The sequence below is a fragment of the Alcanivorax sp. genome (genome assembly GCF_051117345.1).
GTDB lineage: Bacteria > Pseudomonadota > Gammaproteobacteria > Pseudomonadales > Alcanivoracaceae > Alcanivorax.
The window spans coordinates 1-17,740 of the sequence record NZ_JBNPEC010000082.1; the positions used below are offsets into that span (position 1 = coordinate 1).

A 17,740-nucleotide genomic window follows, 5' to 3' on the forward strand; every position below is an offset into this window, starting at 1 on the left:
GTCTACCTGTGCTGGGTCTACAGCCGTCTCAGTTTCCCCGTGCAGGCGCAGCTGCCCGGTGAGCAACCGTTGCGTCTGTTGTCCTCCGTGGCAGGGATCATCAAGGAAGCCGCCAGCCTTACCGTGCTGGTGTTCAGCTACCCGTTGCGGCTGATCCACGATGCCTCCCCGGTGCGCAGCCGCCACCACGGGGAAACCCCGGTGATCCTGGTGCACGGTTACGGCGGCAACAGTGCCAACTTCCTGTTCATGCAGTGGCGGCTGAAATGGCGTGGCTGGGGTAATGTGTACTCAGTGAGTTACACCCCGCCGCACATCAACGCCCGCAAACTGGCCCAGCAGGTCAACGACCACGTGGAGCGCATCCTCGCCACCACCGGTGCGGAGAAAGCCCATATCGTCTGCCACTCCATGGGTGGTCCGCTGACCCGCTACGCCCTGAAAAACCTGGGCCTGGCCGGCAAGATCGACCGGGTGATCACCCTGGGCAGCCCCCATTACGGCTCGCGCATCGCCGGGCTGTTCCCGGCCCAGGGCTCTGCGGCGCAAATGCGCTACCAGAGCCCCTTCCTGCAGGAGCTGGCAGAAGGCGGCGGTTGCCCCGGCGGGGCCCGCTTCTTCTCCATCTACTCCAATCTGGACAACTTTGTACTGCCGGTATCCACCGCGGTGCTGGACGGTGCGGAAGCCAACATCAACGTCCCCTATCTGGGGCACTGTGCCCTGCTGTACAGCAACCGCGTGCTGGATCAGGTGGAGCGCTGCCTGCTGGCACCGCTACCGGAACATTGATCTGAAACAGTGTTGCGATTCCCTGTGACGTGGATCATGGTTAATACAGGAGAACAGAAAATCGTGATGCAACAGAGGGAGCGAATCATGAGTGAATACGGTGCAACGGTTGCCTGGCATCTCAAGCCGGGCGCGTCGTTCGATTACGAACACTTCAACCGGGAACACGAGTGGACCTTCGCTGGTGGCGAAGTCGTGCAGGCCTCGGCCGCATCGGAATACTTCGGCAGCGGCAACCGGGTCAACCCGGACGAGGCGGTGATCGCCGCCACCTCCAGTTGCCACATGTTGGCCTTCCTGTCGATCGCCGCCAAGCAGGGCCACAAGGTGCTCAGCTACATCGACCAGCCTGCGGGCACCGTGGAAAAGGCCGGTGACGGCCACATGGCCATCACCCGCATCGTGCTGCGCCCGCGGGTGGTGTTCGATGATGGCCAGGAACCGGATGCCACTGCGATGGACGAGCTTCACGCCAGTGCCCACCGCAACTGTTTTGTGGCCAATTCCCTCAAGGCCGAGATCAGCATCGAGCCGATCTGACCTGGTCCATCGTTCCTGCGGCGGAAACCCCGCCGTAGGAGCGAAGCGAATAACGCTTTTTCCAAGTGAACACCATTAGAAGCGAGTCACGAGAAGCGAGTTTCGAAACCCCGTAGGCAAGCCCGGGGTTTGCCTTTCGTTACTCGCGTCTCGTGGCTCGCTCCTTATCACGCCAGTTGGTGCTCCGGGATTGCGGTATACAGCGGACCGGACAGTCACTCGCGGATGATGTTGCCTTCACACCGTGCCGCTAGAATGTTGGCCATAGTTTCGCTGGCTCCCTGCCCGGGGGCGGCGCCGTTGACCAACAGGATTGTCTGAAATGCTTGATCAAAACGAAATCGAACTGTTCCGCGACAACGTCAAAAAATTCCTCGAAAACGAAGTGGCCCCTCACTACGATCAGTGGGAAAAAGCCGAAATGTTCCCCCGTGAGCTGTGGAACAAGCTGGGCGAGAATGGCCTGCTGTGCGTGGACGTACCGGAAGAGTACGGCGGCTTCGGCGCCAACTTCCGCTTGTCTGCGGTGATCGTGGAAGAAGCCTCCCGCGCCGGTTACGGTGCTCTGGCCTCCAACATCTCCGTGCACTCCGATATCGTTGCCCCCTACATCCTGCACCTGGGCAGTGAAGAGCAGAAACAGACCTGGTTGCCGAAAATGGTCAGCGGTGAAGCCGTGGGCGCCATCGGCATGACCGAGCCCGGCGCCGGTTCCGATCTGCAGGGCATGAAAACCCGTGCCGACAAGGATGGCGACGTCTACAAGATCAGCGGCCAGAAAACCTTCATCACCAATGGCCAGCACTGCGACGTCATCGTGCTCGCCACCAAGACCGACCCCAACGCCGGCTCCAAAGGCATGACCCTGTTTACCGTGGACTGTGCGCTGCCGGGCTTCGCCCGTGGTCGTAACCTGGAAAAAATGGGCCACCACGCCGCCGACACCTCCGAGCTGTTCTTCGAAGATGTGAAAGTGGGCGCCGACCAGATTCTCGGCGGTGAAGGCAAAGGCTTCGCCAACCTGATGAACGAACTGCCCCGCGAACGCCTGATCCTGGCCCTGGGTGCCATCGCCGCCTGCGAAGGCATGATCGAGCGCACCATCGAATACACCAAAGAGCGCATGGCGTTCGGTAAGCCCATCTCCAGCCTGCAGAACACCCGCTTTGTGCTGGCGGACCTGCATGCCCAGGTCGTGGTTAACCGCGCCTACGGTGAGCAGTGCATCGAGCAATACGACCGCAATGAGCTCACCGCCACCAACGCCTCCATCGCCAAGCTCACCACCACCGAGCTGCAAGGCGTGGTCGCCGACAAATGTCTGCAACTGTTCGGTGGTTACGGCTACATGCAGGAGTACCCCATCTCCCGCGACTACGTGGATGCCCGCATCCAGCGCATCTACGGCGGCACCAGCGAAATCATGAAGGAAATCATCTCCCGGGAAATTATCGGGCGATAAATCCTCAGGATTTCAGCACCAAAAAACGCGGCTCCGGCCGCGTTTTTTTATGCCTCCCCTTTTCTGTAGGAGCACCTCTTGAGGTGCGAACCTAATGCAGCCAAACCCTGACTGCCCCCGTGCTCAACAGATGGGCCTTTCTGGCTTGTAGGATATGGCTTACAGAAAATGCTAACTGGTTGATATAAAGTGAATTTGTAGAGGGGGAGTACTTTGTCAAAAAGCACGCTCGTACTGGCATTATGTCGAACGTTCGTGATTTGTCAGTTGGGCTAGGTTCTCAACTTGGCTGTAAGTTGCTGCCCAATATCAAATTATTCGTGGCTGATCTTGTAAGCCAAAAATAATTATGTCGAATTGGGTTAAGTCGATTCGTTCGTCTTAATATGCTGTTAGGGTCAAGAGATGTTTGAGCTCATTATCCAGCTTTGAGCGGTGGTTTTCTCCTGCATAGTTCTGTTGCATATATATTCGGCAGTCCGATTTTGCCGCATTGTTGAGAAGGAGAAGCCTGAGTGGCTGGAAGCTCAATCGTCACTAAGTTTTTTCTATACGGGTTTGCCGCGATATGGAGATCCTAATGTCCAAATTAAGCTCATAAAGATTATTTATAGCTCCAAGATTGAAGAGTTGAGCTCGCCAATGGCTGTCACATATGCGAAAAGGGTAAGGGTGCTTCTGCCTGTGGGGGCGTTATTGTTCGTCATGTATCTTTTGGTGGTCTTAATAACTGCTCCCTAACAAGAAGCTGCAGCGGATCAAATTTCGCTGCACTCAATTAGTCCGCTGAGTTTGGCGTTAGATGGCATTGAAATGGTTGTGATTACTGATCGTAAGAGTGTTCTTGGTATCGACTTAATCTCTTGGGATGGAGATGCTTACTTGGGTGTAACGCTAGAGTCGCATGGGTTTTCCGGTCGCAATGACTTACATGTCGAGGGTAGGGATTTCCGGAATTTCTGTAGAGATCTAGTAAAACTGCAAAGTACGTTGAGCGGAAAAGCGGTTCTAAGATCTGTTGATCCCGGAGAGCTTGAGATAACCTTTGAACCATATGGTTCGTTTGGCCACATCTCTGTTAAAGGGCGTCTTGGATACCATGTGGATACAGGTCGCGCCCTAAATTGGCATGCGGTTGAATTTGGTTTTGAAGTGGATCCGCAGATTATCGATGAGGCGGTTCGCAGTGAATGGTTGAGTTAGCATGCAATCTAACAAGCGGCGCCAGGCAGACCAAATTTCCGCTCCTGCGTCGCTCCAATTTGCCTGCTGCGCCGGGCGTTATGCGGGGAAAAAATGAATCATATTATACTGACGCTGATCATGGCCGTGATGCTGTCTGGTTGTGTGAATTTGTCAAAAAGAAGCCACATGATGATTCCTGATGGAGGAACTGATTATTCTGATTCCTTTTGCGGATATTCCTCTGTTGAATGGGCTCGGTTTGGTGACGAAAACAAAGCTTCATTTAAAGATGAAAATATTCATATCTCTATCTGCGCAAAAAACTTTCATACGAAGAGTGTTGCTTTCGGTTTTGTTGTTCCATTATTTCCTGTTAATGGTGGCAAGCATGATGCAGATGAAAAAAGGTGGATAAAGATTTCTAATTTGAATGAAGAGGGTGGGGTGTTGATTGAGTCAAAACTTCAGGTTTGTGAAAGTAAATACCCCTCTGAAAACTGTGGGATGAATGGCAGTGTCTGGATTGAACAAGGAGGTTATCGGTGGGTGGCGCTTCCTGATTTGGATGAATACGAGTTGAAAGTGAAGAGTTCGGACAAGCTCTATTTGCTGAGATTTGTAAGGCAGTCAGCATATTCGTGGTGGATGGTGACTGTATAGTTCCGCATAACAAGGCGCTTCTACCGACAAGCGGCAGAGCGCGGCGTTATGACTGAGAGAGACATGCCAATTCCTCATGTACTTAAAGAGGCTCTTTCTTTGGATCGGGGATCGCTGCCTGGGTTTTATTTTGAAGGCCTAAGTTCATCCGAGATTATGAGTATCTACGATTACATTTGTGCGCATAGCGGGAAGGTTTCGGATGAGAAAACAGTGTGGAGTAATATTGAGAACAAAGATGTTCCTCTGAGTCGCATTGATGAGGTTGCTAAAAAGGTTATCTCAGGTGAAATTACCCCTGTATGCCATTCCATAGCTAACTTTAGGGACGGGAAGGCCGTTACTAATTGTGCAGCGGTGTATGTGTTCCCGGATTCAGTTGAGGTTTTTTATGATCCTAGAGAATTAGTAAATGAATCCGAAATGGTTGGGTTTCTTGAGCTTGTGAAGCAGGTGATGCGTCATGGCAGGGTTCATTGCCCATTTCTAGGTGATGAGACTGGCAACCCAAGAGAGTCGGAATATCAGAATGCTTTACAGAGCTATGTTGGGTCATAGCAAGCGGCGGCAGTCGGGCGTGATTCTCACCCTTTTTAACGGACGCCAATATCTAAAAGAAGATGAGGTGTCCCATGCCTCCATACATCACCTCAAGAAAGACCTAGCAGTATTCAGATGAATTCAATGCCTGGTATCAAAATTGAACCGCGGCGGTAGCCTCTCTGGCCAAGTCCGTGGTGAAAAAGAGAGTATGCCCTGAAATGATGAAGCCTGTTTTCCTCATCCTTATCCTCTTTGTTTTCGTCGGCTGCACAAATGTGACGGGTGATGCCCCCAGGGCTATTTCTTCGTTTCCAGATGAGCGCCTAAGCACAGCGCATCTGTTTGCTACAGCGGATACATTTTTCTCTGAAGCGGGCTATGCCTGCAGCACTGATTCAGAAGCTGGCCAGTTTCGTTGTTCCAGAGCGCTTCGGGATCTTTATATTCATCAGACAACCGCTGAGGTGAACATTTACCCCGGTGATGAGGGTGACAAGGCCTACAGGATCATCGCGACCCGCTGGGATGAGGGGTTGATTCCCAGTGAGCTAATTTCCAATACCTATGCCAACGATGACGTTGAGGCATTCTGTGCGTATCTTGCTAGCGAGACGATTGCGCTATGCAGTGATTATAAAGGCTAAGGCCCAACAGGCACTTACGTCATTTTGGCCTTGCTGTCTCATTGCCTGATGGAGCCTGCTGCAAATGCCGTTCGAGTCATGATCTCATGACCCGCTCTTCTTCTTGGATTCAATTAGTTCATCTTCTCAAACCGCCCCATCGCTTCTTTCCTTTCCGCAGATAGTCTGTAACTCAGAGGCTCAATAGGCGTTGCCGCCGGTGTGATGCCTGCCAGTGAATTCTTGCTGCCCAGACGATGATCAGTAGCTCAATCACAAACGACCAGTGCAGCACAAAGTTGAGCCACCAGGGCTGGAAGCGGGCGGGGACGGTGAACAGGGCGTAGGGCTGGTCAACGATTGGGGCCAGCCACCAGATGTCGCCCACCACGCTATCCAGCAGCATGTGTAGCAGGCCGCCCAGGGAAAAGATCATGGCGAGAACGGGGAGCGGCTGCCTTTTTATCAGACCCATTGCCAGTGCAGAGGCACACAGCAGGCCGATCCACAGGATGGGCCAGTGGCTGAAGTATTTGTGATGGTGGGTCTGGCCGTTGTCGATGACATAAAAGTAGAGCATGTCCAGATCCGGGGCGATGGCGCCGGCCATGGCGGTGAGAGTGAGCGCTTTGGGGGAGACCGGGAGGGTGCTGATTTTTTTCACAAGGTGGTGGGCCAGGAGATAGCCGGCGGGGAGGTGGGCGATGAACATGATGGCTTCCTTTTATCCTTCAGAGGTTATTTCTTGAGGTGCTAAGGCGTTGGCTTGGGCGGTGACCACGTAGCGAAGGGGGCCGCCGGGGGTGATGGCGTCGAAGGGGTAGCAGGTAATCAGCAGTAGTTCTTGAGTGTCCCCGGGGATATGAAGGGGCTGTTTCTGGCTGTCGATGACTTGTTGGGCTGTGACTTGAAAGTGCTGTTGCGAGCCGTCGGTAAATTCCACGATGAGTGGGTCGCCGCTGTTCAGGGTTTCCAGAAAGGCGAAGTGGGTGTCGCGGTGGCCGGCCAGGGTGAGGGCCTGGTCGCTGCCGATGCCGCCGGCCAGTCGGCCGGGGCCGAAGGCCAGGGCTTCGCCGCTGGTGCTTTCCAGTACATAGAGGGTTTGCCCGTCGGGTGTCGTGAGCTGTGCCACGGGCCAGGTGTCGGCCCAGGGCCAGGGGCGCTGGGGGGCGCCCTGGTCCAGGGTGGTGTGCCAGGCGTGTGCGATCAGGTGCTGGGCCAGCCAGGCCTTACCATCCAGCCAGCTGGCCCAGCCTGCCAGCCCCAGCAGGGTTGCCAGACTCAAGGCCAGCAGGCCACGCTCATACCGTGCCATGGGCCTGTCTCCGCTGACGCAGCCAGAGCAGGAGGGTGACGATCAGCAGCACGCCGGCCAGTCGCCACAACAGGGGCGCCGGTGTGGCGGTGCCGGGCCAGGCGGTATTGTGTTGAGTGCCGTGGGGTGCCTGGTTGCGGATGGTGTCGTGCAGCAGCGGTTGATGGGCCGGGCGGGAGACGGTTTCTTCCACGGCGATAAAGCTGGTGTAGCGGCTGACCAGTTGATGGCGCAGGGCTACCTGGGTGATCTGCGGGGCGATGTCGGTTTCCGGGGCGCCCAGGGTGATGCGGTCCATCAGGTCGGCGATCTTGCGCCGGGCCCAGAGGCTGGCGGTGCCCGGGTGGTTGCTGTTGGTGGGCAGGGTGACCGGTTGTTGCCAGTGCCGCTCACGGTAGCCGCTGACGGTGATCTGGTCCGTTGGGGCGGATAGTTTCATGGCCACCAGCAGGGGCTCACCGGCGTACAGGTCCGGCAGTTTTTGCGGCCAGCGTTCGGCGACAATGCCGTCCGGGAGTTTCACCTGCAGGTTGCGCATCAGCGGCGATTCCAGGCGGCGGAACAGGGTGTCCATGCCCTGCTGTACCTGGCTCTGGTCGTTGATGTAGGTGAAGCTGCCGCGCCCGAACTGGGCGGCGCGGGTCATGAAGTGGCTGTTGGGGGCGGAGCCGATGCCCACGGTGAACAGGCGCGCTTCGCCGAGCTGTTCGTGCAGGGCACGGAAGATGCCGTTCTCGTTGCCCACAGCGCCGTCGGTGATAAAGATCACCTGGCGCAGGAAGCCGTCGTTGGTGGGTTGGCTCAGGGTGGCGCTGAGGGCGGGCAGCATGTGGGTGCCGCCGCTGGCTTGCAGGCTGTTAACGAAGCCTTGCGCCTGTTGGCGGCTGGCGTCGGTGACCGTGGCCGGCGCTTCAAACAGCAGGGTGTGCTGGTTGTCGAAGTCGGTGATGTTGAAGCGATCGCCGGGCTTCAGGCGTTGCAGGGCCAGTTGCAGGCTGGCCTTGGCCTGGCGCATGGGGGCACCGCCCATGGAGCCGGAGCTGTCGATGATGAACAGGGTTTCCCGTGGCAGCGCTGCCTCCTGTCCGGTTTCCGGCGGGACCACCATCAGCAGGGCATAGTGCTCGCCATCAATCTCTTGGTGGAAGCTGGTGACCAGTGGTTCGCCGTTGTCTTCCAGTTCCCAGTTGAGCAGCAGGTCCCGGTCCATGGCGATGGGGCCGGCTTTCGGGGTGATGGTGTAGCGCCGCCCGTGGCGTTGTGAGTGGATAGCGTGGCTGGGGCTGCCAAGCGTTGCCAGGCGGTTGCCGGCGTCCAGATCGATGAGGATCGACGCGGTGCCGGCCTCGGCCGGGCCGCCGGGGTTCGCCACGGTATTGCGCAGCAGGGAATCCAGCGGATGCGGCGCTTCCGTGGCTGGGGTGAAGCGGGGTGTCAGGGTCAGCGGCAGGCGTAATTGAAAGCGACGCCCGTCCATGTTCAGGGTCTGCTGGTAATGCAGCTCTACCTGCACGGTTTCGCCGGGGGCGATATTGGCGACGGCGGTGGTGAACAGGTTGGGGCGCTGCTGGCTGACCAGGCTGGCTTTCTTGCCGCTGGCGCGGGCCTGACGATAGCCCTCTTCCGCCTCGGCCTTTTTGTCGATGCGGCCGACGATGCGTCTGTCGCCAATGGTCAGCACCATGCCGTCCACGGCTGCGTTCTCTAGCAGAGGAAACAGGTAGCGGCCCTCACGAAACTGCTGGCTGGGGTTGTGAAAGCGTTGCGTCAAGGTGACCCGCGCCAGCGGACCGCTGACGGTGATGTGAGCGTCAGTATCGAGCAGGGTGGCGGCGGTGATTTCCCCTTGGTCATCCGTCAGCAGCAAGGCGCCGGTGGCGGCCTCGTCCTGCCAGTCCGCTCGGGCGGTGAGTGTCAGTAGCAGTAGCGAGAAGAAAAGCGTCAGTTTCATGGTGGCCTCCTTGTGATGGGGGCCAGCATGGCAAGGGAACAAGGAGGCTTTGTGGGGATTGCGTGGGGAGAAGCAGTGAACAGTTAATAGTGAAAAGCTAACAGCGCGCGACAGGTGTTGTGTCTGGTTTTAAAGGTGGAAAGCCGCGCTCAGGGGCTTGGGCGCGGCTTTCTATGCAGGCAGTTGGCGGTGAAGTCAGTTCGCGAACTATTAACTTTTCACTATTAACTGCCTTTTACGCTGCATTGCGGCGTTTGGCGATGGCGCGGAGGACGATCTGGCACTGGTTTTCACCGTATTCGCGAATATCCGCTTCGGCGTCGGCCTGGTTGCGACCTACGACATTGATCAGCAGGCGCTTGAACAGCTGCAGGGAAACGTCGAACTCGGAGGTGTCTTCCTGCAGGGCGATAAAGGTGTAGCGCTTGAGCAGGGGGATCAGGTCGATAATGTCATCGGCCAGGTAGCGGTTGTTGGCAAAACGTTCCGTGGCCAGTTCCACAAAGCGGAAGGCCAGCTGGTGGGCGGCGGGCAGGTCGTTGCCCTGATAGTGCTGCTCCAGTTGCGGCAGCATTTCCACCATGTCCTCGATCTGGCCGGGCATCCAGTTGCTGGCGGCCTGGCCGGCCAGCCGCGACAGCAGCATGAAAAGGAAGTCGTAAAGGTCGTGAACCTGCTCATCAGTGACGTCGCACACCCGTGCGCCCTTGCGCGGCTGTAGCTCAATCAGATGCTGTTTCTCCAGCACGCGAAAGGCTTCACGAAGTGAGTTGGTGCTTACATCAAGCTGCTTGGCCAGATCATTTTCCGGCAGGCGTGCCCCGGGTGCCAGGGTGCCGGTGATGATCTGCTCGGCCAGGTGCTGGGCAATCTGTTCGCTCAGGCTGACGGCTTTCAACGACATGACAAAGGTCCTTTTCTGCTTCGGCGGGAATTATCCTCCGAGGTCGATACTATGGCAGTAAATGAGTTGTTTGACAATTCAAGAAATCAGGGATAGCCTAACCGTCACATTGAAGACTGTTACTTTTGGCTTGAACTAGCGAGGTATGAGCCATGTTCGAGAGCATGAATGCTGATCTAATGCTAAAAATGAAAAAATACGGCTACCTGACGTTTTGGGCGCTGATGGTCCCGCTAGTGCCCTTTTCGGCCTACGTGGGTGTGGATAGCGGTACCCAGGACTACTGGGCGTGGTTCCTTTACGTCTTTATCTTCGGGATTATTCCGGTACTCGATTATCTGGTAGGTAAAGATCCGAGCAACCCCAGTGAAGATGTGCAAGTCCCTACCATGAGTGAAGAAATCTTCTATCGGGTTTCTGCCATCGCCATGGGTTGTGTTTGGATCGCCGTGCTTTTCTACGCCGGCCACATTTTCATGACCAATGATTATGGCCTGCTCGGCAAGATTGGCTGGATCGTTTCGATCGGTACTGTGGGTGGCATCATCGCCATTAACCTGGGCCACGAACTGATCCACAAGGATCCCAAGGTAGAAAACTGGATGGGTGGGCTGCTGTTGTCTACGGTGACCTATGCCGGTTTTAAGGTGGAGCACGTTCGTGGTCACCATGTGCATGTGTCTACCCCGGACGATGCGTCGTCCAGCCGCTACAACCAGAGCCTGTATGACTTCCTGCCCAAGGCGTTTGTGCGCAACTTCAAGAATGCCTGGAGCCTGGAAAAGAAATACCTGGAGCGTAAGGGCAAGAAGAACATCAGTATCTATAACGAACTGATCTGGTGGTACAGCATTTCTGCCTTGTTTGCGGTGACCTTCGGGCTGCTGTGGGGCTGGCAGGGTGTGGTGTTCTTCCTGGGCCAGAGTTTCTTCGCCGCACTGGCACTGGAGATCATCAACTATATCGAGCACTACGGTCTGCACCGTCGTGTGAACGATAAAGGTCGCTTCGAGCGGGTAACGCCGGCCCACAGCTGGAACTCCAATTTCCTGCTGACCAACCTGGCCCTGTTCCAGCTGCAGCGTCACAGTGATCACCACGCCTACGCCAAGCGTCGTTATCAGGTGCTGCGCCACTACGAGGAAAGCCCGCAGCTGCCTGCCGGCTATGCCACCATGTATGTGCTGGCCCTGATCCCGCCGCTGTGGAAGAAAGTGATGAACCCGCGGGTGGAAGCTTACTATGAAGGCGAGCTGGACCAGTTGTTCCGCGAATCCAAGCGGGTGAACAATATCGCGTAAGAGCAGTTAACAGTTAACAGTTAACAGCTAGAACAAAAAGCCCCGGCTCTGCCGGGGCTTTTTGTTTGGTCGGTATGATGCGCACCTTGCACACTAGAGGCCCCTTAGTAACCACAGGTCTTGTTGCGTAATTCCAGCCAGCGTTGGTGAAGGGTTTTCAGGGGTGTGATTTTCAGAGGGACACACAGCCGTTGTTCGCCCAGTGGGTCGAGAGTGGCAAGTTGCCGCAGCAGTGGCTGCAGGCTGCTTTCGTGGAGGTTCGGCACCACGATGAATAATTCCCCCTCCTGGGGAGTGAACGGGCTGGCGTTCAATATGCGGGAATGGCAAAGCTCATGGCTGCGCCAGATCAGCATGGATATCTCTGAGGAGCAACTATAGGCATAGATCACCTTGTAACGTTCCAGGTCCAGGGCGTTGAGTTCCTGCCTGTGGACGGACTGGGGCGTTGATAATGTACTTTTTCTGCCAAGCCATTTTTTAAGCATCCTGCCTGCCTTGCCGCCATCTTGATTCGTGACGTGCTTTCCTTAGCTGAGTGGCGGCTATTGGAGAATTTGCGTAATACGCAAACGATAAGTGCGTATTTGCATGGTGTCAATGCCGGCAGCTTTGGAAAATCCAGCCATGACAATCGGCGAGATACTCAAGCGTTACCGTCTTAAGATGGGAGAAACACTGGAAGAAGTGGCTTATCGAGCCGGTACTGATCCCAGCAATCTGTCACGGGTAGAGCGTGGCATGCAGCAACCTTCCGTTGCCCTTCTGGATGCGCTGGCCAATTCTCTGGGTACACGCGTGTCGGATTTATACCGGGAGTATGAGGATGCGGCATTGGCCAATCAGGTGGGTGAGCCTGCGCCTGCAGGCTGGGAAACCGATATGGGAAAGTTACAGCGTCACTTCCGCGCACTCGATGACAAGAACCGGCAATTGCTGATCGATTTCTGCAGGCTGCTAGAGAAGAACCAGTAGCGAGACGACGGAAAGTATCGGATAGCGCAACCAAAGCCCCGGCAATGCCGGGGCTTTTTCGTTTCTGCGAAGTGATTGTGGGAGGCGATGCTTGTCGCTTCCCACAGGAAAACAGGATCGTTGGGAGTTTTCAGTGGCTCTTAGAGGGATCTATGCGTGTCTGAACTATCTGATCGCCCTTTGGCCGATTTCCTCGCAAAGCGAGGTTCGCGCCTCGAGAGGCGCTCCTACAGCGGCGATGTAGAAAGGTTGGGTGGGCTTTTCCTGGTGGGCGCGGGCACGGCCTTTCCGTTGGCAGGGCTCCCCCCGCGCAACTATTAACTATTCACTGTTAACTATTAACTGCCCTTTCATTGTCGCCAGAACATGGGCGTAAACAACACCAGAAGGGTAAACACTTCCAGGCGTCCGGCCACCATCAGCACGGTCATCATCCACTTGGCGCTGTCGGTAATGTTGGCAAAACCGCCGCCGACCTGACCGATGCCCACACCCAGGTTATTGAGGCTGGCGGCCACGGCGCTGACGGCGGTGGTCAGGTCCATGCCGGTCATGGTGAACAGCAGGGTGAAGATGACCGACAGGGTGATATAGACCCCGACAAAGCCCCAGACCGCCTGTAATACCCGATCCGGCACCGAGTGGCGGCCAAAGCGCAGAGCAAACATACCGTTGGGGTAAATCAGCCGCCGCAGTTCGCGCACGCTGTGGTGAAACACCAGGGCGGCTCGCACTGCTTTCATGCCGCCGCCGGTGGAACCGGCGCAGCCGCCGATAAAGCTGGTGAAGATCAGCAGGTAGGGAATAAAGCCCGGCCAGGCGGCGGCGTTGGTGCTGGTAAGCCCGGTACCCGTGCTGAACGAGGCCACCTGGAAAGCGGAGTGACGCAGGGCATCATCAGCGGTTACATCCACCTCGAAGGCGAGCAGACCTACGGTAATCAATCCTGTGTAAAGCAGGAACAGGGTCATGAAAAAGCGGAATTCCGGGTCGAGGACATAGGCCATCAATGAGCGCCCCCGCCAGACCGCAAAGTGCAACGCAAAGTTGAGGCCACCGATAAGAATAAACAGGGTGGCAGTCCAGTCTATCCAGGGGTTGTCCCAGTAGGCCATGGAGGCATCGTGGGTGGAGAAGCCGGCGGTGGCCACGGTGCTGAAGCTGTGACAGATGGCATCGAATACGGTCATCCCTGCTGCCCAGTAGAGTACTGCGCAGGCTGTGGTGATAAACAGATAGAGTAGCCACAGGGCCTTGGCGGTTTCGGCAATGCGCGGGGTGAGCTTGGCATCCTTCATGGTGCCGGGGATTTCCGCCGTGTAAAGCTGCATGCCGCCGACGCCAAGCATGGGCAGAATCGCCACGGCCAGGACCACCACGCCCATGCCGCCCAGCCACTGCAGTTGCTGGCGGTCGCAGAGAATGGGTTTGGGCAGAAAATCGATGCCGGAAAGGATGGTGGCGCCGGTGGTGGTCAGCCCGGACATGGACTCAAACACTGCGTCGGTAAAGCCCACCGGCACGTCATCGCTGATATACAGCGGCAAGGCCCCGATCAGCCCCAGTACCGACCAGAACAGGGTCACCACCAGAAAGCCGTCGCGGGTCTGCAGTTCTTCCTTGTGCTTAAAGAAGGGTAGCCACAGGGCCAGGCCCAACAGCAGGGTGATGACGAATGACACCAGGAAGGGGCCTTCGCTGCCCTCCTGGTACCAGTAGGACACAGCCACCGGCGGCATCATGGTGAAACTGAACACCACCAGTAGCAGGCCGAGAATTTTCGAGATCAGTGCAAAGTGCATGCGCTGGCGTGGCCTCGGCCGTCAGAAGAAGGTAAACCCGACCTGGAACAGTTTTTCCACGTCCCGGGTGCGGCGTTTGTCGATCAGGAACAGGATCACATGATCGTCCGGTTCGATAACCACATCATCGTGGGCAATCAGCACCTTTTCGCCGCGTACGATGGCACCGATGGTGGTGCCTTCCGGCAGGTCGATGTCTTCAACGGCGCGGCCCACTACTTTGGACGATTTGCTGTCACCGTGAGCGATGGCCTCGATGGCTTCCGCCGCACCCCGGCGCAGGGAATAGACGTTGACCACATCGCCGCGGCGCACATGGCTGAGCAGGCTGCCGATGGTGGACTGCTGGGGCGAGATGGCGATATCGATATCGTGGCCCTGCACCAGATCCACGTAGGCCGGGTTGGAGATCAGCGTCATCACCTTGCGCGCGCCCAGACGCTTGGCCAGCAAAGAGGCCATGATGTTGGCTTCGTCATCGTTGGTGAGGGCGCAGAACACGTCGGTGTTTTCGATGTTGGCCTTGAGCAGTTCGTCCCGGTCTGTGGCGAGCCCTTGTAATACCACGGTCTGGTGCAGTTTTTCGCCCAGCCATTCCGCGCGCCCGGGGCTGCGTTCCAGAATCTTCACGTTATAGCGGTGCTGGATGCTCTTGGCGAGTCGGTAGCCGATGTTGCCGCCGCCGGCGATCAAAATGCGCTTGTAGTTATGTTCCAGCCGGCGCAGTTCGCTCATGACTGCACGGATATCGTTCTTGGCGGCGATGAAGAAAACCTCGTCATCCGCTTCGATCACCGTGTTGCCTTCCGGAATGATGGGGCGACCCCGGCGGAAGATGGCCGCCACCCGGGTATCCACATTGGGCATGTGCTTGCGCAGTTCGCGCAGTTCGTTGCCCACCAGTGGCCCGCCGTAATAGGCGCGTACAGCCACCAGCTGTACCCGGCCACCGGCAAAGTTGACTACCTGCAGGGCGCCCGGGTGCTCAATAAGCCGTTTGATATAGTCGGTGACCACCTGCTCGGGGCTGATGATCACATCAATGGGCAGGGCGTTTTCGTTGAATAGCTTGTCGGCGCGGCTGGTGTAGTGGGCGGTACGGATACGGGCGATCTTCGAGGGGGTACGGAACAGGGAGTAGGCCACCTGACAGGCGATCATGTTCACCTCGTCAGAGTTGGTGACCGCGATCAGCATGTCCGCGTCTTCGGCACCAGCATCCTTGAGCACCGCCGGGTAGCAGCCCATGCCGCGCACGGTGCCGATATCCAGGCGGTCGCCCAGTTCGCGCAGCCGTTCCGCATCGGTGTCGATGACGGTAATGTCGTTGCGCTCGTTGGCCAGGTTCTCGGCCAGGGTGCCGCCCACTTGGCCGGCACCGAGAATAATGATCTTCATGGACTACGCTAGCGCCCCCGATTCCTTGCGCAAACACGCCAGATAGAAACCGTCTGGCCCATGATGTTGCGGGAACAGCTGCCATCCCGCGTTCACCATTGTGGCCCCTTCCGGCCGTGGCGTCACATCCCGGGCCTGTGGCTGGCGTTGCAGAAAGGCGCTGACCTGATGGTCGTTCTCGTCCCGCAATACCGAACAGGTGGCATACACCAGCATGCCGCCGGGTTTGAGCAGCGGCCATAGTGCATCCAGCATGCGCGCTTGTAAATCAACCAGTGCAGGAATGTCCGACCCCTTGCGGTGCCATTTTACATCCGGCTGACGACGCAGGATGCCAGTGGCGGAGCAGGGGGCATCCAGCAGGATGGCATCGAAGGGGGTGCCATCCCACCAGCTTTGCGGGTTGCTGGCATCGCCTTGCAGCAGGGTGATATCGGCACCGAGGCGGGCCAGGTTCTCCTTGATGCGGGCCAGGCGTTTGCCTTCCAGTTCCAGGGCGACCACGTCGGCATCGGGAAATTTCTCACAGAGCTGACCGGTCTTGCCGCCGGGGGCTGCACAGGCATCCAGAATGCGGCCGGTGGGCGGGCACTGCAGCATTTCAGCGGGTAACTGGGCGGCTTCGTCCTGTACCGACAGGGCGCCCTGTTCAAAGCCGGGCAGCTGGAATACCGGTCGCGCCGGGCTCAGGTAGATGCTCCAGGGGGACAGCTCGCCGGGGCGGGCGCCGTCGCCGAGGGCGGCGATGGCGCCTGCGCGCTGTTGCTGGCGGCGGTTGACCCGCAGGGTAAAGGGTGGTGTTTGCAGGTTGGCCTTGGCCATGGCTTCCGCGTCGCTGGGCCAGTCTTGCTGCCAGCGCTTGAATAGCCAGTCCGGCAGGCTGAGCCGGATGTTGGGGCTGGCGTCGGCGACGGCATCATCGATGGTCAGCTTGCTGGCCTTGCGCAGGATGGCGTTGCTGAGCCCGGCGGCCCAGGGGGCTTTCAGTTTGCGGCACAGTTGCGGGTAAGCGTTGACGATGGCGTGAGCGGGGCGCTCGCTGAACCACAGTTCGTAGAGCCCGGCGAGTAACGCCAGCCGCACGGGTTGGGCGCTGGCCTTGAGGGGTTTGCCCAGTTGCTGGTTGAGCCAGTGGTTGAGGGGGCGCAGGTGCCGGCAGACGCCGAAGCAGATATCGCGCATCAGGCCGCCGTCGGCGCCCTGCAGGGGAAAGTCGCGCAGCACTTCGCGCAGGCTTTCCCCGTCGCCTTTACCGGGCAGCACCCTGTTGAGGACGCGTACCGCGGTCAGGCGCGGGTCAGACGTTGTCAATGGAGTCACCCAGCGGTTCGCCTATCTTGAACAGATCCGGGTTGCCGCGTAGCAAGTCGGATACGGCCATGCGCCGTTTCCCGGGCAACTGCAGTTCTTCCAGAATCAGGGTGCCATCGCCGGTGGCCACATGGATGCCGCTGTCATCCACGGCCAGGATGTGGCCGGGTTCATCGCTATCCTGCCCGGGCTGCGGGCTTTCGCTGGCCTTCCAGATTCGCATGGGCTGACCGTTCAGCGGCACCCAGCTCACCGGAAAGGGGTTGAAAGCGCGAATGCGGTTGTAGAGGGCGCGGGTGGGCAGGCGGAAATCCAGTCGCGCTTCCGCTTTGCTCAGTTTGTGGGCGTAGGTGACGCCATCGTCCGGCTGCGCGGTGGCGTTGGCCAGGTAGTGCTCGAGATCGTCCAGTACCGTCACCAGCAGGCGGGCGCCCTGGGCGGCGAGCCGGTCATGCAGCTCGCCCCCGGTTTCGCTGTCGCCAATGGGCAGGGCTTCGCTGAGCAGCATGGGCCCGGTGTCCAGGCCCGCTTCCATCTGCATGATGGTGTTGCCGGTTTCGGTGTCGCCCATGGTGATGGCGCGCTGGATAGGGGCCGCACCGCGCCAGCGGGGTAGCAGGGAGCCATGCACGTTGAGGCAGCCCAGGCGTGGCATATCCAGCACCGCCTGGGGGATAATCAGGCCGTAGGCCACCACGACCAGCGCATCCAGATTCAGGTCGCGCAGCTGCTGGCGAATATCGTCGCCCTTCAGATTTTCCGGCTGCAGCACCGGAATGTGGTGGCTTGCGGCCAGCACCTTGACCGGGCTTTGCTGCACTTTCTTGCCGCGCCCGGCGGCCCGGTCCGGCTGGGTGAGTACCGCAACCACCTCATGGTCGCTGTCCAGCACCGCCTGCAGGCTGGCGGCGGCGAAATCCGGGGTGCCGGCGAAGGCAAGGCGTAAGGGTTTCAAGGCAAACCTCTAATGAGTTGTGA

At 58.0% G+C, this 17,740-nt stretch carries 18 protein-coding genes; 9 read left to right on the top strand and 9 right to left on the bottom strand.

Annotation, left to right across the window (positions count from 1 at the left end; all coding sequences use genetic code 11):
- The 7 genes from ACFE0K_RS05310 to ACFE0K_RS05340 form a co-directional block, all read left to right on the top strand.
- A partial coding sequence (locus ACFE0K_RS05310) for an esterase/lipase family protein (protein WP_434535070.1) occupies positions 1–792 on the top strand: 792 nt, incomplete at its 5' end.
- Between the two features lie 87 nt (positions 793–879).
- Positions 880–1,332, top strand: coding sequence for an OsmC family protein (locus ACFE0K_RS05315; protein ID WP_434535071.1), 453 nt, complete (start codon positions 880–882; stop codon positions 1,330–1,332).
- Positions 1,333–1,654: 322 nt separating this feature from the next.
- Complete coding sequence (locus ACFE0K_RS05320) at positions 1,655–2,794, top strand: acyl-CoA dehydrogenase family protein (RefSeq protein ID WP_434535072.1); 1,140 nt, start codon at positions 1,655–1,657, stop codon at positions 2,792–2,794.
- Between the two features lie 819 nt (positions 2,795–3,613).
- Complete coding sequence (locus ACFE0K_RS05325) at positions 3,614–3,997, top strand: WapI family immunity protein (protein WP_434535073.1); 384 nt, start codon at positions 3,614–3,616, stop codon at positions 3,995–3,997.
- Positions 3,998–4,090: 93 nt separating this feature from the next.
- Entirely contained in the window at positions 4,091–4,639 is a 549-nt protein-coding gene (locus ACFE0K_RS05330; RefSeq protein WP_434535074.1) for a hypothetical protein, read from the top strand.
- 63 nt (positions 4,640–4,702) lie between these two features.
- On the top strand, positions 4,703–5,197 hold the full coding sequence (locus ACFE0K_RS05335; protein ID WP_434535075.1) for a hypothetical protein: 495 nt from the start codon (positions 4,703–4,705) through the stop codon (positions 5,195–5,197).
- Positions 5,198–5,400: 203 nt separating this feature from the next.
- Positions 5,401–5,826: a hypothetical protein gene (locus tag ACFE0K_RS05340; RefSeq protein WP_434535076.1), complete on the top strand. Its 426-nt coding sequence runs from the start codon at positions 5,401–5,403 to the stop codon at positions 5,824–5,826.
- 172 nt (positions 5,827–5,998) lie between these two features.
- On the opposite strand, the gene ACFE0K_RS05345 is transcribed toward ACFE0K_RS05340, so the two are convergent.
- The 4 genes from ACFE0K_RS05345 to ACFE0K_RS05360 all read right to left on the bottom strand — a co-directional run bounded on the left by ACFE0K_RS05345 (position 5,999) and on the right by ACFE0K_RS05360 (position 9,975).
- Entirely contained in the window at positions 5,999–6,517 is a 519-nt protein-coding gene (locus ACFE0K_RS05345) for a metal-dependent hydrolase (RefSeq protein ID WP_434535077.1), read from the bottom strand.
- 12 nt (positions 6,518–6,529) lie between these two features.
- A complete protein-coding gene (locus ACFE0K_RS05350; RefSeq protein ID WP_434535078.1) occupies positions 6,530–7,120 on the bottom strand; it encodes a class GN sortase in 591 nt (196 codons plus the stop codon).
- Positions 7,107–9,071 (bottom strand): marine proteobacterial sortase target protein, encoded by a 1,965-nt coding sequence (locus ACFE0K_RS05355; protein ID WP_434535079.1) that lies wholly within the window; start codon positions 9,069–9,071, stop codon positions 7,107–7,109. Before ACFE0K_RS05355 ends, ACFE0K_RS05350 begins: the two co-directional genes overlap by 14 nt.
- Positions 9,072–9,306: 235 nt before the next feature.
- Complete coding sequence (locus ACFE0K_RS05360) at positions 9,307–9,975, bottom strand: GntR family transcriptional regulator (protein ID WP_434535080.1); 669 nt, start codon at positions 9,973–9,975, stop codon at positions 9,307–9,309.
- Positions 9,976–10,127: 152 nt separating this feature from the next.
- Between ACFE0K_RS05360 and ACFE0K_RS05365 the strand changes: the two genes are divergently transcribed.
- Complete coding sequence (locus ACFE0K_RS05365; protein WP_434535081.1) at positions 10,128–11,276, top strand: alkane 1-monooxygenase; 1,149 nt, start codon at positions 10,128–10,130, stop codon at positions 11,274–11,276.
- 104 nt (positions 11,277–11,380) lie between these two features.
- Here the strand turns inward: ACFE0K_RS05365 and ACFE0K_RS05370 are convergent, their stop codons facing one another.
- Positions 11,381–11,764 (bottom strand): hypothetical protein, encoded by a 384-nt coding sequence (locus ACFE0K_RS05370; protein ID WP_434535082.1) that lies wholly within the window; start codon positions 11,762–11,764, stop codon positions 11,381–11,383.
- Between the two features lie 139 nt (positions 11,765–11,903).
- Between ACFE0K_RS05370 and ACFE0K_RS05375 the strand changes: the two genes are divergently transcribed.
- Positions 11,904–12,251 (top strand): helix-turn-helix domain-containing protein, encoded by a 348-nt coding sequence (locus ACFE0K_RS05375; protein WP_434535083.1) that lies wholly within the window; start codon positions 11,904–11,906, stop codon positions 12,249–12,251.
- 350 nt (positions 12,252–12,601) lie between these two features.
- Here the strand turns inward: ACFE0K_RS05375 and ACFE0K_RS05380 are convergent, their stop codons facing one another.
- The 4 genes from ACFE0K_RS05380 to fmt are packed head-to-tail and all read right to left on the bottom strand — an operon-like array spanning position 12,602 to position 17,717.
- A complete protein-coding gene (locus ACFE0K_RS05380; protein WP_434535084.1) occupies positions 12,602–14,053 on the bottom strand; it encodes a TrkH family potassium uptake protein in 1,452 nt (483 codons plus the stop codon).
- Between the two features lie 21 nt (positions 14,054–14,074).
- Positions 14,075–15,451, bottom strand: coding sequence for a Trk system potassium transporter TrkA (gene trkA / locus ACFE0K_RS05385; RefSeq protein WP_434535085.1), 1,377 nt, complete (start codon positions 15,449–15,451; stop codon positions 14,075–14,077).
- Between the two features lie 3 nt (positions 15,452–15,454).
- A complete protein-coding gene (gene rsmB / locus ACFE0K_RS05390) occupies positions 15,455–16,771 on the bottom strand; it encodes a 16S rRNA (cytosine(967)-C(5))-methyltransferase RsmB (protein ID WP_434535086.1) in 1,317 nt (438 codons plus the stop codon).
- On the bottom strand, positions 16,749–17,717 hold the full coding sequence (fmt, locus tag ACFE0K_RS05395) for a methionyl-tRNA formyltransferase (protein ID WP_434535087.1): 969 nt from the start codon (positions 17,715–17,717) through the stop codon (positions 16,749–16,751). The genes rsmB and fmt overlap by 23 nt, the downstream gene beginning before the upstream one ends.
- Between the last annotated feature and the right edge of the window lie 23 nt (positions 17,718–17,740).